Source organism: Methylopila sp. Yamaguchi (assembly GCF_002897035.1).
In the GTDB taxonomy this organism is placed as follows: Bacteria; Pseudomonadota; Alphaproteobacteria; order Rhizobiales; family Methylopilaceae; genus Methylopila.
The window spans coordinates 200,568-220,232 of record NZ_BAUX01000005.1; the positions used below are offsets into that span (position 1 = coordinate 200,568).

Sequence of the window (19,665 nt, forward strand, 5' to 3'; positions counted from 1 at the left end):
GGATCGGTCTAGATAATCACCCGCTGGCCTGATTGCCGCATTCTTCGAAACTCTGACGTGGCAGAGAGAGCCTGCACGCGATCGGTCAAGCCGACTGGCCCGCTCCTCACCCCGCCGTCAGCACCTTCAGGAACATGTCGCCGAACGCGTCGAGCTTCGCCTCGCCGACGCCCTTGACCTTGGCGAGCGCCTGCGGCGTCCGCGGCTTGGTGGCGGCCATCTCCACCAATGTGCGGTCGGAGAAGATGACGTAGGCGGGGACGGCTCGCGCAATCGCGAGCTCGCGGCGCAGCGCCTTGAGGCGGCCAAGCAGCTCGCCGTCCACGCCGTCGAAGCCTGCGCTTTCGGCCACCATCCGACGGCGCTCGCGCTTCTTCTCCTTGGGCTTGGCGATCATCACCGTCTCGGCGCCGTCGAGGATGCGGCCGCCCTTGGGACTTAGTTGCAGGCCGCCATAAGCGCCCGCCTCCACCTTAAGCGCGCCCAGCGCCACGAGCTGTCGCACGATGCCGCGCCACTCCGCCGCCGGCCGGTCAGCGCCCTTGCCGAAGCCCGGCAGCCGGTCGTGACCGCGCGCCTCCACCGTCTCGGACATGTGGCCGACCGCGAGCGCCACGATGTGCGCTGCGCCGAAGCGCTCGCCCGTGGCCGCGACGAGGCCCAGCAGCAACCGCGCCTCGCGCGTGCCGTCGATCACGTCAGGCGGATCGAGGCAGGTGTCGCAGTTGCCGCACGGGCCGGTGGTCTCGCCGAAATAGGCGAGCAGAGTCTGCCGCCGGCACGAGGTGGTCTCGCAAAAGCCCACGAGGGCGTCGAGGCGGCGCGCCTCGACGCGTTTGCGCTCGTCGTCGCTGTCCTGCTCGTCGATGAAACGCCGGCGGGTGCGCACGTCCTCGAGGCCATAGAACATCAGGGCTTCGGCGGGCGCGCCGTCGCGGCCTGCGCGGCCGATCTCCTGGTAGTAGGCCTCGAGCGACCCCGGAATGTCGCCATGGACGACGTAGCGCACGTCGGACTTGTCGATGCCCATGCCGAAGGCGACGGTCGCGACCATCACCACGCCCGGCTCGGCCAGAAAGGCCTCCTGCGCCGCCGAGCGTTCGGAGGCCTCCATGCCGGCGTGGTAGGCGAGCGCGTTGACGCCGGACTTCCTCAGGTTCGCCGCGGTCTCCTCGACCTTTTTGCGGGACAGCCGGTAGACGACGCCGCTCAGACCCGGACGCGCGGTGACGTAGCGCTCGATCGCCGTTCCGACATCGCGCTTGTCGGCTACGGAGATCGCGATGTTCGGCCGGTCGAAGCCGGACACAAAGGAGTCCGCCTGCCCCGCGAACAGCTTCTCGATGATGTCGGCGCGGGTGGCGTCGTCGGCGGTCGCGGTCAGCGCCACGATCCGGGCGCCGGGGAGCGCGTCCCTCAGGCGGCCGAGCGTGAGATACTCCGAACGGAAGCTGTGGCCCCACTGCGAGATGCAGTGCGCCTCGTCGATCGCCACCAGAGACACGGGGAGACGCCCGAGCGCGCCGAGCATGCGCTCTGTCATCAGCCGCTCGGGCGCCATGTAAACGATCTTCGCCTCGCCCGAGGCGACCCGCCGCCACGAGGCGATGTTCTCGTCACGCGATTTTGCGGAGTGGATCGCCTCCGCGCAGACGCCGTCGAGGCGCAGCCCCGCCACCTGGTCGTCCATCAACGCGATCAGCGGCGAGACGACGACCGCGAGCCCGCCGGAGACCAGCGCCGGCACCTGATAGCACAGCGATTTGCCCGCGCCGGTCGGCATGACGGCCAGCACGTCGCGCCCCGCAAGCAGAGCGTCGATCACCCGCTCCTGGCCGGGACGGAACTCGTCGAAGCCGAAGGCCGTCTTGAGCACGCGCCGTTTCTCCGCCTCGAGCGCAGGCTCGAGCGCGACGGACGGCGGGAACGTCAGGGCGGCGGAGGACACCGGCCATCTCTAGCGGATTCGGTGGCGCTTGCGCGGATCGAAAGCCGATTGTCTTTGGAAAACCCGGCGCGACGGAGCGGACGCGCGGCCGAGCGGAGGACGATGGCGTGGAAGCGCCCCCGACGCGGTCAGTGCCCCATGTGCGTCTCGGCGCCCTTCGGCTCGCCGGCCGGACGGTAGCCCACGGCCTCGACCGCGAACTCGACGTCGACCGGTCCCGCCTTCTCGAACGTCAACGTGGCCTTCAGCTTCTCGCCCTGTTTGAAGGGCTGCTTGAGGCCGACGAACATGATGTGCTTGCCGCCCGGGGCGAACTCCAGCTTGCCGCCGGCGGGCGCCTCGGCCCCGTTCGCGAGCGGACGCATCTTGGCCACGCCCTCTTCGGTGAGGCTCTCGTGCAGTTCGGTCTTGTCCGCGAAGCTTGCGGCGACGGAAACGAGGCGGTCGGCCTCCTTGCCGGTGTTGGTCACGACCAGGAAACCGCCGCCGACCTTGGCGCCCGGCGCCGTGGCGCGGACCCAGGGGTGGGCGATTTCCAGCGCGCCGGCCTTGTACTCGTGGGCGGACGCGGCGGCGGCCATGAGGCCGAGGGCGGCGACGGCGCCGATGATGGTGCGGATCATGATCTCGTGCTCCGGGCGGAGGGGCCTGACGCCTCGGCTCCGCGGGATGAAAGGGGTTTTGCTCAGGCGGGACGCGGCGACGCCGGCGGCCCGCGGGCCAAGCCCATCCGCCGCGTCGCGCCGGAAAGCAGACCCGCCGCTATGATCTTGGAGCCGCCCATACGCGTGATCGCCAGCGCGCCCACGGCGGGCGACGCGGCCTCGAGGACGGCGGCGAGCGGAAGACGGCAAAGATCGTCGCAGGCGCACAGCGCCCCCGGAGCCTCGGTCGGCGCAGGGGCCGCTCCGCAAAGCGCGGTCAGGCCGTCGACGCTCGCCATCCGCCCGGCGTGGGCGCTGGCCGCGGCCGACGCCACGACGCCCTCGACCGCCAGCAGATAGGCGGCGACGAGCGCGAGCGCGCGGAAGAGGCGGCTGACCCGGATCATGCGTCAGTCTTAGCGGCGCTTCGCCTGCGGCGCCACGTCCCTGCGAGGCGGCGCCGCCGTGACGACGATCGGGCCGTCCGCGCTCCAGGCCACCCGCGCGCCGGCGAGGGTCGCGGCCCCGGAGGCGGTCGCAAGCGTCCGCTCGAACAGGCGCTCGAGCCGGTCGAGCCGGACGCGGGTCTTTCCCAGCGCGGCCACCGCGCGGCCAAGCAGTCTGAGGCGGATCTCGGCGGGCAAAGCCGCCGCCTCGGGAGCGATCGCCGCGCGGCCGGGGGCGAGACTGAGATGGGCCTCCGCCGCCTGGCGCTCGGCCGCCAAGAGCGCGTCCTCGGCGCGGGCGGCGCGGCGGGCGAAGACGCCGAGGCGCTCCGCCGTCAGGCCCTCGTCCTCCAGAACCGCGCGGCCGGCGCGCAGGCGAGCGCGGCAGAAGGCGGGGTCCGCGTTCATGGCGTCCTCGGACCAGCCCCAGCCGCGCGCCCGCAGCGTCGCGACCAGCCGGGCCTTGGGCACGCCGAGCAGCGGCCGCAGATGGACCAGCCGCCCCCTCAAGCTCTTGAGCCGCATGGCCGCGAGCCCGGCCGGCCCGCTGCCGGCGGCGAGCCGCATCAGCACCGTCTCGGCCTGGTCGTCGAGCGTGTGGGCGGTGGCGAGAGCCTCGGCGCCGATCGCGACGGCGTGCGCGGCGAGCGCGGCGTAGCGGGCGTCCCGCGCCGCCTCCTCGATCCGCGCGCCGGGGCGAGGCAAAGGCGCCTCGAGCCGGGCGTGCGGCAGGCCGAGCGAGGCGGCGGTCCGGGCGACGGCCGCAGCTTCGGCGGCGGATTCGGGACGAAGAGAGTGGTCGACGGTGGCGACGGACAGCCGGGTCCCGCTCCGCCTCGCGGCCCAGTCCGCCGCGAGCGCGAGCAACGCCATCGAGTCCGCGCCGCCGGACACCGCGATCAACACGAGGTTAACACCGGCGAACGCAGGGGTTAACACTGCCTCGATCTCGCCCGCGCCAAGAGGCGCGGCTTCGCCGCAGCGGCCGTCGAGCACGAAAATCGTCTCCTCGCGCGTGGTCGGCGCCAGCCTAGGCGCTCGAACGGCGCGGCGTAAGCCCTGCGGCGGGCCCGCTCGAGGTCAGCAGGAGATGCGCTTCAGCTCGCGGTCGGTCTGCGGCTTGATGCGGGCGTACTTCCGGCCGGCCTCGGCGATGGTCGCGCAGGCTTCGTCCTTCTTGCCCATGCCGTTCAGCGACATCCCAAGCTTCATCATGCTCTCGGGCGCCTTGGCGGACTGCGGCGCGTCGACGTAGATCTTGTAGAAGCTGTCGGCGGCGTCGGTGTACTTCTTGCGCTGGTAGAGGCTCTCGCCCAGCCAGTACTGCGCTTCGGGGGCGCGCGGGTCCTTGGGATAGGCGCGCAGGAAGTCGCGGAAGGTCGAATCCGCCAGTTCGTAGTCGCGGCGCTGGATGAAGCCGACCCCCATGTCGAACTGGTCGCGCGGATCGCCGGTGCCGACCGACATGCCGCCGCCGCCGCTCTGAGGGACGGCCCCGGTCGGGCCGACGGCCGCGCTCTGGCGGGCGCCTGGCGGGCGGATGCTCATCGGCGCGTTCGGGTCGTCGCCGGGACCGCCCTCGTCGATCAGACCGCCGATGGTGTCGCCGGGACTGCGGGGCGAGCCGAGGTTCGAGGGCGCGGCGCCGGGGCCGGGGCCGGTGGGACGCCCCGCCGGCGGAGCGCCGAGGTCGCCGACCGTCGCGCCGCCTCCGGCCGCAGGACCGGCGTCGCCCCGCTTGCCGGGCTTCGCGCCGCCGCCCTTGCCGCTCTCGAGGTCCTGAAGTCGGAAGTCGACGTCGCCCTGGAAGCGCTTCAGCGCCTCGTCATTGCGCTTGGTCTGGAACTGAATCTCGTCCAGCCGCCCGTTCAGCTGCCGCATCTGGTTCTCGAGCCGGTCGAGCCGGACCGCGATGTCGGCGAGCGAGGACGACTGCGCCGGCTGCACCGGCGAGGAATAGGCCGGGCGCTCCTCACGCCCGACGCCGAAGAAGGCGAGCTTGGTCTCGAGACCCTCCACACGGGTCTCCAGCCAGGACGGCGCGGGCTCGGAGCCGGCCTCCATCGCCGCAGCGGCGATGGGCGCGCACGTCAGGACAGCGCCGAGCGCCAGGCGTCGGACGAGCGATGAGCGCGCGGCTTTGAACATGGGTGCGACGAATCCGAGCTGATAGAGCAACGATTTCACGCGGTTAAGCGTCCAGTTCGGCCGAATTAGGGCCGGGTCCGGCGGCGGGCGGCCGAAGCCGCGAGCCGCCGGACCCGAAGTCGATCACATTCCGGCGCCGCCCTGCAGCACAGTAACCGCGCGGCGGTTCTGCGACCAGCAGGAGATGTCGTCGCACACCGCGACCGGCCGCTCTTTGCCGTAGGACGTGGTGCGGACGCGACCGCCGCCGACGCCGCGGGCCGAGAGGTAGTCGCGGGTGACCTGAGCGCGCCGCGCGCCAAGCGCGAAGTTGTACTCGCGGGTGCCGCGCTCGTCCGCGTGGCCTTCGATCAGGATGCCGTAGCGCGGATAGCGCGACAGCCACTGGGCCTGCTTGTCGAGCGTCGAACGCGCGGTGCTGGTGAGCTCCGTCGAGTCGGTCTCGAAGAAGACGCGGTCGCCGACGTTCACGACGAAGTCCTGCTGGCTGCCGGGAGGGCCGCCGCGGCCGCCGGCGCCGTAGCCGCCCGCCCCGTTCATGCCGTCCATGCCGTCGCCGGCGCCCTTTTTCGCGCAGGCTGCCAGAAGCAGCGTCGCGCAGATCGCGGCCGCGAGCTTCCCGCCCTGGCCGATACGCATGGCACGCAACATCCCCGATGACTCCTTATGGCTTTCGGTTGCCGCAACCATAGCCCTCTCCAGTTAACCGAAGGTTCCGTTAGGCTTAAACGTTCGTTACTGGACCCTGCGCGGCCGATCGTGTCGGCGCGATGGCCGCGTAGGCCGCGGCCGCGTTTTCAGTCCGTCTGAGTCTTTGAAGACACAGGCACCTGCTTGCGCCGCAGGAGGACGCCTCTCGAAAATTGAGCGGCACTTAGACTCTGAAACCGGCTCTGCCAGCCGTTTGGAGATGCGGCCGAGCGTTCTGCACGGCCGTCACGCTCCGGATAAACCGGGGCATGACTGGCGGGAGCACGGGCTTCAGCGCCCCTTCTCCCGCAAAAGGAGAAGGGGACCGTCGCCTCAGTTCAGCGGGGGCGACCAGGCGGGGTCGGAGGCGAAGCCGGGGGTGGGCACGACCTGCTCGTTCCGGCCGGTGACGTCGATCGAGTAGATCTTCGGCCCGCCGCCCTGCTCGCGGAAGAACATCAGCACGCGGCCGTTGGGCGCCCAGGTCGGGCCTTCGTTGTGGAAGCCTTCGGTGAGGATGCGCTCGCCGGAGCCGTCCGGGCGCATCACGCCGATCGCGAACTTGCCGCCGGACTGCTTGGTGAAGGCGATCAGGTCGCCGCGCGGCGACCAGACCGGGGTCGAGTAGCGGCCCTCGCCGAAGGAGATGCGCTGAGCGCCGCCGCCGCCGGCGCTCATGACGTAGATCTGCTGATTGCCGCCGCGATCGCTCTCGAACACGATCCGCGCGCCGTCCGGCGAGTAGGACGGCGAGGTGTCGATCGCGCCGCTGTCGGTCAGCCGCGTCGTGGCGCGCGAGCGGAGGTCCATGGCGTAGAGGTTGGAGTCGCCGCCCTGCTGGAGGCTCATGATCACTTTCTGCCCGTCGGGAGAGAAGCGCGGCGAGAAGGTCATGCCGGGGAAGTTGCCCACGACCTCGCGCTGGCCGGTCTCGATGTTCAGCAGGTAGACGCGCGGCTCCGCGCGGCCGAACGCCATGTAGGTGATTTCCTGGCTCGTCGGGCTGAAGCGCGGGGTCAGCACCAACTCGTCGCCGCCGGTGATGTAGCGGGAGTTGAAGCCGTCCTGGTCCATGATAGCGAGACGCTTGACGCGGCGGTCCTTCGGGCCGCTCTCGTCGACGTAGACGACGCGAGTGTCGAAGTAGCCCTTCTCGCCCGTCAGCTTCTCATAGACCATGTCGGCGATCAGGTGCGCCACGCGGCGCCAGTTCTTGTCGGTGAAGAACTGCTGGCCGTCGAGCTGGTTGCCCGCGAACACGTCCCACAGCCGGAACTCGGTCCGCACGCGGCCGTCGCCCTGCCGCACGACGCGGCCCGTCACCAGCGCCTGGGCGTTGATGATGCGCCAGTCGCCGAAGCGGGGCGCCGCGTCGGTGTTGGTGATCTTCTCGATGAAAGCCTTGTGGTCGATCGGCGCGAACAGCCCCGAGCGCTTGAGGTCCGCCTCGACGACGCTCGCGATGTTGCGGGCCATCTCGGCGTCCGCCCCCTGCCCCAGGAACTCGGGGATCGCGATCGGCATGGGCTGAACGTTGCCCTGGTTGATGTCGATGTTGACCTGCGCGCGCGCGGCCGGGGCCATCGCCGCGAGCCCGATCAGGGTGGCGATGACGGCCAGGGCGCGGAGGAGCTGAGCAAGTGAAAGCGACATGAGGACTATCCGTTTCGGGCGGCCGGGGCGGCCGGCGGAGACAGGACGAAGAGGATCGGCGGAGCCGGGGCTACGCGCACGCTCGGGCGGAAGGCGCGCCCCGAAGGGCGCCGTTCTGAGAAGCGATCAGCTGGGCGAGCGAGACGAAAACGCTCATCCGCCGGCCATGTCGCGCGGGTCGAAATTGATCGTGACCTGCTTCCAGTAGTCGTATCCGGAGGCCGGCAGCTTCAAAGGGGCGCAGCGCTGCACGGCGCGCGTGGCGGCGCTGGCGGCGGCGCGGAACGCCGGATTCGAGGACGAGTTGACCACCGTCGGCCCGTCGTTGAGCGAGCCGTCGGCGTTCAGCGTGAACTGCACGCGCACCACGAGCGACTCCGAGCCGGACGCGCCGATCGGCGGGCTCCAGCACTGCATGACCTGTTCGCGCACCGCGTTGTCGATGCCCGTGCGCTCCGACAGCGACAGCTTGCTCGCCGTGCCGCGCGCCGTGCCGGCGGTGGTCTCCGGCGCCGCGTCGCGCGCGGCGGCGGCCTTCCGGCCGGGATCGCGCACGTCCTTCAGCGCGCTGTCGCTGGAGGAGGCCTTGTTGCCGAGCAGGCTCGCGATCTTGGCCGGGTCGAACTTGCGCTCGGCGGCCTTGGCGGCTTTTTCGGCCTCCGCCTTCTCCTTCGCGGCCTTCTCGGCCTTGGCGAGTTTTTCGGCTTCCGCCTTGGCGAGCTTTTCCGCCTCCGCCTTCGCAGCCTTCTCCGCCTCGGCCTTGGCTTTGGCGAGCTTGTCCGCCTTTTCCTTCGCGGCCTTCTCGGCGGCCGCCTGTTCGGCGGCGGCCTTTTCCTGCGCCGCCTTCTCCTGGGCCGCCTTCTCTGCGGCGGCGGCCTTTTCGGCCGCGGCCTTGGCGCGCAGCTCGGCCTCGGCGGCCTCCGCCAACTTCTCGGCCTTCTCGGCGGCGGCCTTTTCCTGCGCCGCCTTCTGAGCCGCCTGAGCGGCTTTCTCCTGGGCGGCCTTGGCCTGAGCGGCCTTGTCGACCTCCGCCTTGGCGGCGGCCTGTTCGGCGGCGGCCTTCTCCTGCGCCGCCTTTTCGGCCTTCTCCGCCTTGGCGGCCTTCTCCGCCGCGAGCTTCGCGGGGTCCGGCTCCGGCTTGGGCGGCGCCTCGGCTTGCGGCGGCGTGGGCGGCGCCGGCGGCGGGGGCGCCTTCACGTCTTCCTTGGCGATGGGCGTGTCGTCGTCGACCGGCTCGGACTCGGCCTCCGCGACCTGCTCGGCCTTCTGCTTGGGCGCGTCGACCTTCTTCGAGGTCTTCGAGCCCTTGGTCATGGCGTCGAATTCCTGCGGGGTCAGAATCTCGACCGGAAGCGCCTCGGTCGGCCCGACGTCGAAGGGCTTCGCGACGCCAAAGTTCCAGATCCCCCACGCGAGGACCAGGGCGTGCGCCGCCGAAGAGGTGACGAGGCCGGCACGCATGGCGTCAGATCAGCTCCCCTGCTCCAGCTCGGTGACGAGCGCGACCCGGCGGAAGCCCGCCCCGGACAGCGTGCCCATCACCTTCATCACTTGCCCGTAATTCACGTTGCGGTCGCCCCGAACGTAGATCCGCTCCTCATAGCCGGAGTTCGTGATGGCAATGAGGCGCGGCGCGAGGTCTTCGACCGCGACCGGTGTCTCCTGAAGGAAGACCTCGCCCTTGGTGTTCACGGTGATCGTCAGCGGCTCCTTCTCCTCGTTCAGAGGATTGGCCGAGGTCTGCGGCAGGTCGATCGGCACCCCGACGGTGAGCAGCGGCGCCGAGACCATGAAGATGATCATCAGCACCAGCATCACGTCGACCATCGGGGTCACGTTGATCTCGGACATGACGGCGCTGCGCCGGCGGCGTCTCGCCCCGTGCGCGCCGCCTCCGCCGCCGCCGCCGCTCATGCCCATGAGATCGCTCCCGCGCGGCTCATCGCGTCAGCCCCGCTCGTCGAGCTGGCGCGACAGGATGGCGGAGAATTCGTCGGCGAAGCCCTCCATGCGGCTCGCCTGGCGCGTCACCTGGCTGGAGAACTTATTATAGAAAATGACCGCGGGGATGGCGGCGACCAGGCCGATCGCTGTGGCGAACAGCGCTTCGGCGATGCCGGGGGCGACGACCGCGAGCGAGGTGTTCTTGGAGGCGGCGATCGACTGGAACGAGGTCATGATGCCCCAGACCGTGCCGAACAGGCCGATGAAGGGGCCGGCCGAGCCGACGGTGGCGAGCACCAGGAGCTTGGATTCCAGCCGCTCGACCTCGCGGGAGATGGTGACGTCCAGCACCTTGTCGATGCGCTGCTGGAGGCCTGCGACCGAACGGCCGCCGCTCTCGTAGGAGCGCTTCCACTCCCGCATCGCCGCCACGAACAGCGCGGCCATCGAGGTGTTCGGGCGGTTCGAGAGCGAGCGGTAGAGCTCCTCGAGGCTCTGGCCGGACCAGAAGATCTTCTCGAAGCGGTCCATGTTGCGCTTGGTGCGCGAGAACAGCAGCTGCTTGTCGATGACGATCGCCCAGCACCACACCGACGACGCGAGCAGTCCGAGCATCACGAACTTCACGACGAAGTGGGCCTGCAGGAATAGGCCCCACAGCGACATGTCTGGCGTAGGCATCGTCCGGTCGTCTCCACGCTCCGGTGTGGCGGGCGTCGCGTTTCGCTGCGCGGGCGGCTCGAAAGAAGCCGGCCGCGCCGGGGCATCCACGGGACGTCGGGCTCGGAGCGTCCGCGCTAGTCGCGCGCTAATGTGTTGAAACTGCGACCCGGACCCGCTTCCCCACGTCGTTAATGACTTGTCAGGGTTAATGACGCGTTACCAAACCCGGCTGTGGCGCTTGCGCCGCAGCATCGCGCCGCGCACGAGGTCGTCTCCCATGTTCCGTCCCTTCGTCGCCGCTCTCCTCGTTGCCCTCCCGGCGATCCCGGCCCGCGCGGCCGACGACGGCCTCGGCGCGGCGACAGTCGCCGTGCAAGCGATCGCGCCCACCTCGGACGGGCGCGCGCGGGTCTCGGAATGCACCGGCGCGTTGATCGCGCCCGACCTCGTGCTGACCGCCGGCCATTGCCTGGATGGGATCGCGGCCCCCTCCCAGGTGGCGGCCTTCGCCTATGAGGGCGACCGGCCGAAGGCCCCGCCGCTGCGCGTCGCGCGGTTCGCGCGGCATCCCGACCATGTCGTCGGCTGGCGCGAGCGGGCCGGCGATCCCTCCACGCGCCGGAGCGAGATCGCCGCCGATCTCGCTCTGCTGAAGCTCGCGGCGCCGGCGTCCGCGCGGCCGCTCGCGCTCGCGACCGCCGGCGGACCGTCGCTCACGGCCGGAACCGGCCGCGATGGGCCCGGCGCCGACGCGCGCTCGGGCCGGCTCAAGCTCACGCCGGCGACCGAGGTGCGCTTCGCGACCGGCGAGGGCCCGCGCATCGCCTTCGCGAGCCTCGCGCGCGCCGCCTGCCGCGGCGACTCCGGCGGGCCCGTAGCGGCGCGCGACGGCGCGGTCTGGGGCGTGGTCGCGGCGATCCTGAAGGCGCGCGGCGGCTGCGGGGCGCGGATCGTCGTCACTCCGGTGGACCCCGCCTCCGACGGCTTCCGCCGTATGCGGGCCGCGCTCGACTGAGCGCTACATCAGGTTGTCGCCCGACGGACACAGGCGCGGGATCGAAACGCCGGCGCCCCCGGCGTGAACGGACGTTTGGGATTCGACGTGCCATGGTGCGCCGAGACCACGACCGCAGACCCGCCCCCGGCGGCGCCGATCCGGATTTTCGTACATGCGTTCCATCCTGTTTCGCGCCTCCGCCGCCATCGCCTTCGCGGGGCTGCTGGCGACCCCGGCGGCGGCGCTCTCCGGCGGCTCGCCCGCGCCCGCCGGCGACCGCCTCACCCGGGCGACGGTGTTCATCACCAGCCTGACGCCGACCGCCCGTAACCGCGCGCAGGTCGCGAACTGCACCGGCGTGCTGATCGAGCGCGACCTGGTGCTGACCGCCGGCCATTGCCTCGCCGACCTCGGCGGCCCGAGCGTCGTGGTGGCTCAGTTCTTCGACCGCTCGAACCGCATCGCCGAGACGATCGAGGTCGCGGCCGGCGCGATGCATCCGGACTTCGCCGGCCGGGGCGACGCGGAGAACCCGCGTCCGGACCTCCTTGGCGCCGATCTCGCGATCCTGAAGCTCGCGACGCCCGCGCCGAAGGGCCGCCGGCCGATCGCGCTCGCGAAGCGGCCCGTCGAAGCCTCGAAGCTCAAGTCGATCCTGGCGGGCGCCGGCCTGCGCACGCCGGCCGACGAAGCCTCCGCCGGTCAGCTGCGGTTTGCTCGAGTGAACGCCGAGGTGGTGACGGACGGCCCGACCGCCGTCGCCCTCGGCACGACCGGCGGCGCGGTCTGCCGCGGCGATTCCGGCGGGCCGGTGATCAGCTCCGGCGGTCTCTGGGGCGTCGTGATCGCGATCGTCCGTCGCAAGAACCTGTGCAACTCGACGATCTTCATGGCGGTGGTCAACCCGGAGTCGCGCGGCTTCCGCAACATGCTGGCGCGCGCGCGGCGGGGCTGACCCGCGGCCGGCTCTACTCCGTCCGCGCCATCTCCTTGCGCATGCGCTCCGGCATCCGCACCGGCCGGCCGTCCCGCACGTAAGCGCAGACGGCGAGGCCGGTGACCAGCGTCTCGCCGTCCCGCGTCACCGACTGGCTGAGGGTCAGCGACGCCTGCTTCACCTCGTGGACCCAAGTGGTGATGGCGATGACGTCGTCCATCCGGGCCGGCCGCAGGTAGTCGATTGTCATCCGGCGCACGACGAAGCCTTCGCGCACGGTTTCCCACAGCTTGCGGTGGTCGAACCCGATCGCCCGCAGGATCTCGGTGCGGCCGCGCTCCATGTAGCGCAGGTAGTTGGCGTGGTAGACGGCGCCGGAGAAGTCGGTGTCCTCGTAGTAGATGCGCAGCGTCAGCACGTGACGCACGCCTTCGAGGCGCCCGCTGACGCCGTCGTCGAGATTCGCGATCATCCGTCCTCGCCGAGGTCGAACAGCGGCGCCTGGGAGGTGGAGCTCGGGACGCTCAGCCCCAGGTGCCGGAAGGCGTGGGCGGTGAGCATGCGCCCCCGCGGCGTCCGCTGGATGAAGCCCTGCTGGATGAGGTAGGGCTCGATGATCTCCTCCACCGCGTCGCGCGGCTCCGACAGGGCGGCGGCGATGGTCTCCACCCCGACGGGGCCGCCGTTGTAGTGGGTCGCGATCATCGAGAGATAGCGCCGGTCCATGGCGTCGAGGCCCAGGTCGTCCACGTCGAGCAATTTTAGAGCCCGGTCGGCGCTCTCGCGCGAGACCTCCGCGTCGCCCGACACCGCGGCGAAGTCGCGCACCCGGCGCAGAAGCCGCCCGGCGATACGTGGCGTGCCGCGCGACCGGCGTGCGACCTCGCGCGCCGCCTCCGGCCGCATCGGCAGGCCCAGCACCCGGGCGCCGCGCCGCACGATCAGCTCCAGCTCGTCGACTTCGTAGAAGTTCAGTCGGATTGGGATGCCGAAGCGGTCGCGCAGCGGCGTGGTGAGCAGACCTGCGCGGGTCGTCGCGCCGACGAGCGTGAACTTCGACAGGTCGATCCGCACCGAACGCGCCGCCGGGCCCTCGCCGATGATCAGATCGAGCTGGAAGTCCTCCATCGCGGGGTAGAGGATCTCCTCCACCGCCGGATTGAGGCGATGGATCTCGTCGATGAAGAGCACGTCGCGCTCTTCCAGATTGGTCAGCAGCGCCGCGAGGTCGCCGGCCTTGGCGATCACCGGCCCCGAGGTCGCGCGGAAGCCGACGCCGAGCTCGCGCGCGACGATCTGGGCAAGCGTGGTCTTGCCCAGTCCAGGGGGACCCGCGAACAGCACATGGTCCAGCGCCTCGCCGCGCGCCTTCGCGGCTTGGATGAACACCGAGAGGTTCTCGCGGGCCTGCCGCTGGCCGGTGAAGTCGGCGAGCGTCTGCGGCCGGATTGACGCCTCGAGGTCGAGATCGTCATCGCGCAGATGCGGATCGCGGACAGGGCTTTGGGCGGTCATCGCAGCGCAGCGAAGGCGTTTGTGTCGGTCACACCGAACGTCTCGCACGTCGATTGCGACCGCGCTACATTTGGCGCGGACCGGAGAGCCCCATGAGCCGCGCGACAGCCGACTACGACTACATGTCGTTCGACGACTTCGAGGAGTTCCTTGCGGACAAGCCGAAGAACGAGCGCTGGGAGCTGATCGGCGGTCGTGTCGTCAAGATGATGGTGGGCGCGCGCTGGGAGCATAACTACATCATCCAAAACCTCGCCTCCGGCATTCGGGAGCGCCTGCGGGCTGCAGGCTCGCCATGCCGGACGCTCACGGAGACGTTCTACCTCAAGGAGCGCGAGCTCAACGCCTCGCTGCTTCCGGACGTGCTTGTGCATTGCGGGCCGCTCCCGCCCGGCGCTACGTCGGTCCAGAGCCCGGTCGTGCTGGTCGAGGTGATGTCGAACGGCACCGAAGCGCGCGATCGCATGGCGAAGTGGCATGTGTACCAGCGCCTTCCCTCGCTCATGCATTACGTGCTCGTCGTGCAGGATCGCGCTCATATCGAAACCCTTGATCGGATCGGCGGCGTGTGGCGCGGCCTTCAGGTCATCGACGGCCTCGACGCAATCCTCCCGCTTCCCGGCATCGGCGTCGAGGTGCCGCTGGCCGACATCTACCGCGACGTTCTCGACCCCGCTTGACCCCTCACTTCGCTAGCTCCTTCAGCCCGGCCCGGATCAATTGCTCCGTGGTCGCGCCGTCGCCCGCGGCCTTCATGGCGGCGGCGATGGCGCCGCTCGCCTGCGGGGCCGCGTAGCCGAGATTGACGAGAGCGGAGACGGCGTCGCGCACGGGCTGGGGTCCCCTCGCCTCCGCAATTTCGCCGGCGAAGCGGGCGACGCCCGGGTCGACGTCGGCGAACAGCGGCGCGCGGTCCTTCAGCTCGGCCGCGATGCGCATGGCGACCTTGGGTCCGACGCCGGGCGCGCGGGCGATCGCCGCCTTGTCCTGCAGGGCGATCGCCGTCGCGAGATCAGACGCGTCCATCACCGACAGCACGCCGAGGGCGACCTTCGTGCCGACGCCCTGCACCGTGTTCAGCAGCCGGAACCACTCGCGCTCGAGATCGGCCATGAAGCCGAACAGCTGGATGCGGTCCTCGCGCACATGGGTTTCGATCGACAGCCGCGCGATCTCGCCGGCCTTCGGCAGCCGCTGCAACGTGCGGGCGGAGCAGTGCACGACATAGCCGACGCCGCCGACGTCGAGGATGACCCAGTCGGGTCCGACGGAGTCGACCTTGCCGGTGAGCTTGCCGATCATGCGCTCATCCTCGTCGCCGCCGCGAGGCGGGCGCGAGCGCCCCGGTGCTGGGCGTGGCAGATCGCGACGGCCAGCGCGTCCGCCGCGTCGGCGCCCTTGTAGGTCGCCTTCGGCAGCAGAATGGCGACCATGGCCTGGATCTGCCGCTTCTCCGCGTGGCCGGCGCCGACGACGGTCTTCTTCACGAGGTTCGGCGCGTACTCCGCGACCGCGAGGCCCGCGAGCGCCGGGACCAGCATCGCGACGCCGCGCGCCTGCCCGAGCTTCAGCGTGGCCATCGGGTTGTTGTTGACGAAGGTTTCCTCCACCGCCGCCTCGTGGGGGGCGTGTTCCGCCAGAACCTTGGACAGCCCGTCGTGCAGCGCCGCCAGCCGGTCGGCGAGGTCGCGGCCGTCGTCAGGCGTGATTACGCCGGCGGCGACGAACGACAGCCGGGACCCTTCCGCGACGATGACCCCCCAGCCGGTGCGGCGGAGGCCCGGGTCGACGCCGAGGATGCGAATCGGTTCGAGGCTCATGACGACCGATGTAACGGCCGAAGGTTTACGGAACACAAGCAGAACGTGCCGCGAGCGCGGAAACTGCGATGGCGGGCTTAGACCTAATTGCCCAAGGGGCCGGTGAACCTCTCACGAGATGGGAACCACCACCAGCTGCTGAACGCCGTCCCCAAAGGTGTGCAAGCGCGACGCGACGACGCTGCCGGGTGGGAACGTCCACAGCTCGTCATCCGGCATAGGCCCGAGCACCAGATGGGTCCCGTCGCTGAGTGGTCTGACCGCGACCGGCCGCCAAACGTCCACGCCCTCTTTCAGCAACGGCATGAGCAGGGTTGTGGGCGTCATCGCGCAGTACCCATCATTTCTCAGACGCTACAGCGTCTCTGCCGCCCCGCATCATCTTGAACGCCGCGCGAAACTCATGCTTCGCTCACCCGTCGTCTTGCGGGGGTTTAAAGATCACGCCGCCGCCTTCGCTCCGTAGCGGCGGGCGGCCTCGATGGTGAGGCCTGCGCCGACGGCGCCGAAGACGTCGCCCTCCACCACCCGGACCCCCGGCAGGCCGCCGAGGATCGCCGCGCGCACGTGCGGCACGCGGGTGGAGCCGCCGGTCAGGAACACGGCGTCGATGTCGCCGGCCCTGACGCCCGCCTTCGCGAGGCAGCTCGCCACGCAGGCCGTGATCTTCTCCGACTGGCGCCGGGTGTGCTCGACGAAGCCGTCGCGCGTCAGCTCCGCCGACAGACCCCTCTCGACCACGTCCAGCCGAACGGTCGCGCGCTCGACCTCGGAGAGCGCGATCTTGCCCGCCTCGACGTCGGCCGCGAGGCCATGGCCGGCCTCGGCTTCGATCACGGTCAGCAGCCGGTCCAGCAATTGGGGCTTCGCCGCCTCGCGCCGGACCTCGCGGATCTGCCGCGCGGCGCGGCCGTCATAGAGCTTGTTGATGCTCGACCAGGTGGCGAGGTCGTGGAAGTAGGTCGAGGGAACCTCGAGCTCCCTGCGCTTCATGGGCGAGCCGAGGCCGAGCAGCGGCATCACCGCGCCGAGGCTCAAGCGGCGGTCGAAGTCCACGCCGCCCACCCGCACGCCGTCGTTGGCGAGGATGTCCGAGCCGCGCTCGGCGCGGCGATGGCGGTCGGGCGAGAGCCGGATGACCGAGAAGTCCGACGTGCCGCCGCCGATGTCGGCGATCAGCGCCAGCTCCTCGCGGGCGACCTCGCGCTCATAGTCGAGCGCGGCCGCCACCGGCTCGAACTGGAACGACACCTCCTTGAAGCCGACCGACAGCGCGATCTCGCGCAGCGTCGCCTCGGCGCGGGCGTCGCCCTCATCGTCGCCGTCGACGAAGTGCACGGGGCGGCCATGCACGACGGCGTCGAGCGCGCGGCCCGAGGCCGTCTCCGCGCGGCGCTTCACGATGGCGAGGTAGCGCGCCACGACGTCGCGGAACTTCACGCGCTCGCGGCCGATCACGGTCGCCTCGTCGATCAGCGCAGTGCCGAGCACGGACTTGAGGCTGCGCATCAGCCGGCCCGGTTCGCCGGCCAGATAGGCGGCGAGCGCCGCCCGGCCGACGCGGGATTCGCCGGACGGCGCGAAGAAGATCGCGCTCGGGATCGTCGGCTCGTCGCATTCGAGCGACGCAAGCCGGGCCTGCGCCCCCGCGAGGCCGAGCGTGGTGTTGGACGTGCCGAAATCGAGGCCGCAGGCGGTCATGGAATGCGCCGGTGCTGGGACGGGGGCGCGTCTTCTAACCGCGTCGGGCGCCGGCGTCCATGACGTGGGAGCGGGGGAGATACGCCCTTCAAAGTGTGAGCCGCCCCGCCGGGGTCGCTCCCCACAGTCATCACGACATCGGTCGAGATTTGAAGGGGCCGGCTCGATCCGCCATTATCTCCCCGACGGCGGAGAACGCATGGACGAGATGTTGGCCGGAGCGGCGACGATCACGCGACAGGGGCTTCGCGCCCTGGCGCGGATGTTGGCGTTCATCGTCCTCGACGTCGCCATGGAGATCGTCTTCTACCACACGACCCGGCTGTTTCTGGCCGTGTTCACACTCGGGCGCGTCACGGTTCAGCCGCTCGACCAGCGAACGCGCCGCGAGGGGCCTCCGGCCGGGCGGATCCAAATCGGAGCCGAGCTCGCCATGGTCATAGGTTTGGCCATCTGGAGCGGGGGACTGATCTGTTTCACTCTGTGGGGCGGCGGCTCGACCGACGGCGTCGCGTAGCCGCGGCGCCCTCGGATTAAGACGCCGCCCCTCAGCCGCCGATCTTCGCCATGATCTCGTCGGAGATCTCGTAGTTTCCGAACACGTTCTGGACGTCGTCGTCGTCGTCGAAGGCGTCGAGCAGCTTGAGCAGCGAGGCGGCCTTCTCCTCGTCGAGCGGCGTGGTGGTGGTGGGGCGCCACACGACCTTGGTGCTCTCCGCCTCGCCGAGCGCCGCCTCGAGCGCCTTCGAGACCTCGTTCAGGTCCTCGAAGGCGCAGGTGACGACATGGTTCTCGGCGTCGGACTCCACGTCCTCGGCGCCCGCCTCGATCGCGGCCTCGAGCACGGCGTCGGCGGTGCCCGCCTTGGCCGGATAGACGATCTCGCCCACGCGGTTGAACATGAAGCCCACCGAGCCGGTTTCGCCCAGGGCGCCGCCGGCCTTGGTGAAGTAGGAGCGGACCGCCGAGGCGGTGCGGTTGCGGTTGTCGGTCAGCGCCTCGACGATGACGGCGACGCCGCCAGGGCCGTAGCCCTCGTAGCGGACCTCGTCGTAGTTCTCGCCGTCGGCGCCCGAGGCCTTCTTGATGGCCCGCTCGATGTTGTCCTTCGGCATGGACTGGGCCTTGGCGGCCTGGACCGCGAGGCGCAGCCGCGCGTTCATGTTGGGGTCGGGCAGGCCGGCCTTCGCCGCGACCGTGATCTCGCGGGCGAGCTTCGAGAACAGCTTCGCCCGGACCGCGTCCTGGCGGCCCTTGCGGTGCATGATGTTCTTGAACTGGGAATGACCGGCCATGGTCCGCTCCGACGTCGTCTTCTTATTAGGGGGCGCGTCCGGTCGCCGATGTTTCAGGCGCGCGCGGCGGATCGCGTCCGGCGATTGAGGTGCGCGGCGTTATAAGACCACGTTTTTGGGAAGGAAAGGCCGGCTCACTCCCAGAAGGCCGGCCGGGCTTCGCTCAGCGCGCCCCCGATGCGCACCGGCGCGATCCGGGAGGCGAGACCGCGTCCGTCGACCTCGACGGCGAGGCCGGAGAGCGTCCCCTCGCCTTCCGCCGGCTCGAACCGGCCGGAGGGAAGCTTGCGCAGGAAGCGCTGGATCGGCTCGTCCTTCTTCATGCCGAGCACGCTGTCGTAGTCGCCGCACATGCCGGCGTCGGACATGTAGGCCGTGCCGCCCGCGAGGATGCGGTGGTCGGACGTCGGCGTGTGGGTGTGGGTGCCCACGACGAGCGTGGCTCGGCCGTCGAGGAAATGGCCGAAGGCCTGCTTCTCGCTGGTGGCCTCGGCGTGGAAGTCGACCACCGCGGCGTCCGCGACCTCGCCCAGCGGACAGGCCTCGAGCTCGGCGTCGATCGCGCGGAAGGGATCGTCGAGCGACGTCCCCATGAAGACGTTGCCCATGACGTTGACCACAAGCACGCGAGCGCCATTGCACGCCTCGATCAGCTGCGCGCCGCGTCCGGGCGTGCCCTTGGGGAAGTTGACCGGCCGCACCAGCCGGTCCGCCCGCTCGGCAAAGACCAGCGCCTCGCGCTGGTCGAAGGCGTGGTTGCCGAGGGTGACGGCGTCGCAGCCGGCGTCGAGCAGGTCGTTGTAGATCGCCTCGGTGATCCCGAAGCCGCCCGCGGCGTTCTCGCCGTTGATCACGACGAAATCGAGCGCCCAGCGCTCGCGCAAGGCCGGCAACCGTTCGGCCACCGCGTTGCGCCCGGCGCGACCAACCACGTCGCCGAGAAAGAGAAGCCGCATGCGGGAACCTCGGATGGGGTGGCGCGCGCGCCGGCCTCAGGACCGACGCGCTTCACTATCCGAGCTTGGGGGCGTCGTCACCGCAGGAATCCGCGGCGCAGGCCGTGATCAGCGGGCGATCGCCTGGCCGGTGGCGGTGACGTCGCGCTTCGCGCCGCGGACGGTGTTCGCGCAGGCGGCCATCGAAACGGAGAATGCGATGAGGACGGTGAAAGCGACCAGACGACGCGCCATGTGGCGAACTCCCGAAAAGATCAGCCGGCATCAGATTCTCCGGCGCGCTGTGAACGCACGAACCAGCGCCTTGG

Annotated in this window: 23 protein-coding genes; 4 read left to right on the forward strand and 19 right to left on the reverse strand. The window is 70.5% G+C overall.

The window, feature by feature from the left end:
- Nucleotides 1-106: 106 nt before the first annotated feature.
- The 10 genes from recQ to tolQ form a co-directional block, all read right to left on the reverse strand.
- Nucleotides 107-1,948: a DNA helicase RecQ gene (recQ, locus tag METY_RS08040; protein ID WP_103120856.1), complete on the reverse strand. Its 1,842-nt coding sequence runs from the start codon at nucleotides 1,946-1,948 to the stop codon at nucleotides 107-109.
- Nucleotides 1,949-2,076: 128 nt separating this feature from the next.
- Nucleotides 2,077-2,571, reverse strand: a complete 495-nt coding sequence (locus tag METY_RS08045; protein ID WP_103120857.1) for a copper chaperone PCu(A)C — start codon at nucleotides 2,569-2,571, stop codon at nucleotides 2,077-2,079.
- A 62-nt stretch (nucleotides 2,572-2,633) separates the two neighbouring features.
- A complete protein-coding gene (locus METY_RS08050) occupies nucleotides 2,634-2,999 on the reverse strand; it encodes a hypothetical protein (RefSeq protein ID WP_103120858.1) in 366 nt (121 codons plus the stop codon).
- A gap of 9 nt (nucleotides 3,000-3,008) precedes the next feature.
- Complete coding sequence (tilS, locus tag METY_RS08055; RefSeq protein ID WP_103120859.1) at nucleotides 3,009-4,034, reverse strand: tRNA lysidine(34) synthetase TilS; 1,026 nt, start codon at nucleotides 4,032-4,034, stop codon at nucleotides 3,009-3,011.
- 84 nt (nucleotides 4,035-4,118) lie between these two features.
- Entirely contained in the window at nucleotides 4,119-5,186 is a 1,068-nt protein-coding gene (ybgF, locus tag METY_RS08060; protein ID WP_103120927.1) for a tol-pal system protein YbgF, read from the reverse strand.
- Between the two features lie 123 nt (nucleotides 5,187-5,309).
- The gene (gene pal, locus METY_RS08065) at nucleotides 5,310-5,825 is read right to left on the reverse strand and encodes a peptidoglycan-associated lipoprotein Pal (protein WP_103120860.1); all 516 of its coding nucleotides are present in this window, start codon (nucleotides 5,823-5,825) and stop codon (nucleotides 5,310-5,312) included.
- 384 nt (nucleotides 5,826-6,209) lie between these two features.
- Nucleotides 6,210-7,529, reverse strand: coding sequence for a Tol-Pal system beta propeller repeat protein TolB (gene tolB / locus METY_RS08070; RefSeq protein ID WP_103120861.1), 1,320 nt, complete (start codon nucleotides 7,527-7,529; stop codon nucleotides 6,210-6,212).
- A 153-nt stretch (nucleotides 7,530-7,682) separates the two neighbouring features.
- Nucleotides 7,683-8,990 carry a cell envelope integrity protein TolA gene (gene tolA / locus METY_RS08075; RefSeq protein ID WP_103120862.1) on the reverse strand — a complete coding sequence of 436 codons (1,308 nt, stop codon included), beginning with the start codon at nucleotides 8,988-8,990 and terminating at the stop codon, nucleotides 7,683-7,685.
- Nucleotides 8,991-8,999: 9 nt separating this feature from the next.
- A complete protein-coding gene (gene tolR / locus METY_RS08080) occupies nucleotides 9,000-9,449 on the reverse strand; it encodes a protein TolR (RefSeq protein WP_020186386.1) in 450 nt (149 codons plus the stop codon).
- A 27-nt stretch (nucleotides 9,450-9,476) separates the two neighbouring features.
- Nucleotides 9,477-10,154, reverse strand: coding sequence for a protein TolQ (gene tolQ, locus METY_RS08085; RefSeq protein WP_103120863.1), 678 nt, complete (start codon nucleotides 10,152-10,154; stop codon nucleotides 9,477-9,479).
- Nucleotides 10,155-10,413: 259 nt separating this feature from the next.
- Here tolQ and METY_RS08090 point away from each other — a divergent pair, with 259 nt between their 5' ends.
- A complete protein-coding gene (locus METY_RS08090; protein WP_103120864.1) occupies nucleotides 10,414-11,151 on the forward strand; it encodes a trypsin-like serine protease in 738 nt (245 codons plus the stop codon).
- 154 nt (nucleotides 11,152-11,305) lie between these two features.
- Complete coding sequence (locus tag METY_RS08095) at nucleotides 11,306-12,088, forward strand: S1 family peptidase (RefSeq protein ID WP_103120865.1); 783 nt, start codon at nucleotides 11,306-11,308, stop codon at nucleotides 12,086-12,088.
- 13 nt (nucleotides 12,089-12,101) lie between these two features.
- Here the strand turns inward: METY_RS08095 and ybgC are convergent, their stop codons facing one another.
- Nucleotides 12,102-12,542 (reverse strand): tol-pal system-associated acyl-CoA thioesterase, encoded by a 441-nt coding sequence (gene ybgC / locus METY_RS08100; RefSeq protein ID WP_103120866.1) that lies wholly within the window; start codon nucleotides 12,540-12,542, stop codon nucleotides 12,102-12,104.
- Complete coding sequence (gene ruvB / locus METY_RS08105) at nucleotides 12,539-13,585, reverse strand: Holliday junction branch migration DNA helicase RuvB (protein WP_103120867.1); 1,047 nt, start codon at nucleotides 13,583-13,585, stop codon at nucleotides 12,539-12,541. The genes ybgC and ruvB overlap by 4 nt, the downstream gene beginning before the upstream one ends.
- A gap of 92 nt (nucleotides 13,586-13,677) precedes the next feature.
- On the opposite strand from ruvB, the gene METY_RS08110 reads away from it, so the two are divergent.
- Nucleotides 13,678-14,265, forward strand: coding sequence for a Uma2 family endonuclease (locus METY_RS08110; protein WP_103120868.1), 588 nt, complete (start codon nucleotides 13,678-13,680; stop codon nucleotides 14,263-14,265).
- A gap of 4 nt (nucleotides 14,266-14,269) precedes the next feature.
- Here METY_RS08110 and ruvA read toward each other — a convergent pair whose 3' ends face one another.
- The 4 genes from ruvA to METY_RS08130 form a co-directional block, all read right to left on the reverse strand.
- Nucleotides 14,270-14,887, reverse strand: a complete 618-nt coding sequence (ruvA, locus tag METY_RS08115; RefSeq protein ID WP_103120869.1) for a Holliday junction branch migration protein RuvA — start codon at nucleotides 14,885-14,887, stop codon at nucleotides 14,270-14,272.
- Nucleotides 14,884-15,405, reverse strand: coding sequence for a crossover junction endodeoxyribonuclease RuvC (ruvC, locus tag METY_RS08120; protein WP_103120870.1), 522 nt, complete (start codon nucleotides 15,403-15,405; stop codon nucleotides 14,884-14,886). Before ruvC ends, ruvA begins: the two co-directional genes overlap by 4 nt.
- A 111-nt stretch (nucleotides 15,406-15,516) precedes the next feature.
- A complete protein-coding gene (locus METY_RS08125; protein ID WP_103120871.1) occupies nucleotides 15,517-15,732 on the reverse strand; it encodes a hypothetical protein in 216 nt (71 codons plus the stop codon).
- A 114-nt stretch (nucleotides 15,733-15,846) separates the two neighbouring features.
- The gene (locus tag METY_RS08130; RefSeq protein ID WP_103120872.1) at nucleotides 15,847-17,106 is read right to left on the reverse strand and encodes an Hsp70 family protein; all 1,260 of its coding nucleotides are present in this window, start codon (nucleotides 17,104-17,106) and stop codon (nucleotides 15,847-15,849) included.
- 199 nt (nucleotides 17,107-17,305) lie between these two features.
- On the opposite strand from METY_RS08130, the gene METY_RS08135 reads away from it, so the two are divergent.
- Nucleotides 17,306-17,623 (forward strand): hypothetical protein, encoded by a 318-nt coding sequence (locus METY_RS08135; RefSeq protein ID WP_103120873.1) that lies wholly within the window; start codon nucleotides 17,306-17,308, stop codon nucleotides 17,621-17,623.
- A gap of 31 nt (nucleotides 17,624-17,654) precedes the next feature.
- Here the strand turns inward: METY_RS08135 and METY_RS08140 are convergent, their stop codons facing one another.
- The 3 genes from METY_RS08140 to METY_RS21595 form a co-directional block, all read right to left on the reverse strand.
- Nucleotides 17,655-18,401, reverse strand: a complete 747-nt coding sequence (locus METY_RS08140) for a YebC/PmpR family DNA-binding transcriptional regulator (protein WP_103120874.1) — start codon at nucleotides 18,399-18,401, stop codon at nucleotides 17,655-17,657.
- Nucleotides 18,402-18,535: 134 nt separating this feature from the next.
- Nucleotides 18,536-19,357 (reverse strand): TIGR00282 family metallophosphoesterase, encoded by an 822-nt coding sequence (locus METY_RS08145; protein WP_103120875.1) that lies wholly within the window; start codon nucleotides 19,355-19,357, stop codon nucleotides 18,536-18,538.
- 108 nt (nucleotides 19,358-19,465) lie between these two features.
- Complete coding sequence (locus tag METY_RS21595; protein WP_255400843.1) at nucleotides 19,466-19,591, reverse strand: hypothetical protein; 126 nt, start codon at nucleotides 19,589-19,591, stop codon at nucleotides 19,466-19,468.
- Nucleotides 19,592-19,665: the final 74 nt, after the last annotated feature.

Coding starts and splice junctions, on each gene's coding strand:
- ruvB (WP_103120867.1), bottom strand. CDS start 13,585: ATGACCGCCCAAAGCCCTGTCCGCGATCCGCATCTGCGCGATGACGAT.
- METY_RS08050 (WP_103120858.1), bottom strand. CDS start 2,999: ATGATCCGGGTCAGCCGCCTCTTCCGCGCGCTCGCGCTCGTCGCCGCC.
- tolQ (WP_103120863.1), bottom strand. CDS start 10,154: ATGCCTACGCCAGACATGTCGCTGTGGGGCCTATTCCTGCAGGCCCAC.
- METY_RS08135 (WP_103120873.1), top strand. CDS start 17,306: ATGGACGAGATGTTGGCCGGAGCGGCGACGATCACGCGACAGGGGCTT.
- METY_RS08110 (WP_103120868.1), top strand. CDS start 13,678: ATGAGCCGCGCGACAGCCGACTACGACTACATGTCGTTCGACGACTTC.
- pal (WP_103120860.1), bottom strand. CDS start 5,825: ATGCGTATCGGCCAGGGCGGGAAGCTCGCGGCCGCGATCTGCGCGACG.
- METY_RS08045 (WP_103120857.1), bottom strand. CDS start 2,571: ATGATCCGCACCATCATCGGCGCCGTCGCCGCCCTCGGCCTCATGGCC.
- ruvA (WP_103120869.1), bottom strand. CDS start 14,887: ATGATCGGCAAGCTCACCGGCAAGGTCGACTCCGTCGGACCCGACTGG.
- METY_RS08125 (WP_103120871.1), bottom strand. CDS start 15,732: ATGACGCCCACAACCCTGCTCATGCCGTTGCTGAAAGAGGGCGTGGAC.
- ybgC (WP_103120866.1), bottom strand. CDS start 12,542: ATGATCGCGAATCTCGACGACGGCGTCAGCGGGCGCCTCGAAGGCGTG.
- tolA (WP_103120862.1), bottom strand. CDS start 8,990: ATGCGTGCCGGCCTCGTCACCTCTTCGGCGGCGCACGCCCTGGTCCTC.
- METY_RS08095 (WP_103120865.1), top strand. CDS start 11,306: ATGCGTTCCATCCTGTTTCGCGCCTCCGCCGCCATCGCCTTCGCGGGG.
- METY_RS08140 (WP_103120874.1), bottom strand. CDS start 18,401: ATGGCCGGTCATTCCCAGTTCAAGAACATCATGCACCGCAAGGGCCGC.
- METY_RS08130 (WP_103120872.1), bottom strand. CDS start 17,106: ATGACCGCCTGCGGCCTCGATTTCGGCACGTCCAACACCACGCTCGGC.
- tolB (WP_103120861.1), bottom strand. CDS start 7,529: ATGTCGCTTTCACTTGCTCAGCTCCTCCGCGCCCTGGCCGTCATCGCC.
- METY_RS08145 (WP_103120875.1), bottom strand. CDS start 19,357: ATGCGGCTTCTCTTTCTCGGCGACGTGGTTGGTCGCGCCGGGCGCAAC.
- METY_RS21595 (WP_255400843.1), bottom strand. CDS start 19,591: ATGGCGCGTCGTCTGGTCGCTTTCACCGTCCTCATCGCATTCTCCGTT.
- ruvC (WP_103120870.1), bottom strand. CDS start 15,405: ATGAGCCTCGAACCGATTCGCATCCTCGGCGTCGACCCGGGCCTCCGC.
- tolR (WP_020186386.1), bottom strand. CDS start 9,449: ATGGGCATGAGCGGCGGCGGCGGCGGAGGCGGCGCGCACGGGGCGAGA.
- ybgF (WP_103120927.1), bottom strand. CDS start 5,186: ATGTTCAAAGCCGCGCGCTCATCGCTCGTCCGACGCCTGGCGCTCGGC.
- METY_RS08090 (WP_103120864.1), top strand. CDS start 10,414: ATGTTCCGTCCCTTCGTCGCCGCTCTCCTCGTTGCCCTCCCGGCGATC.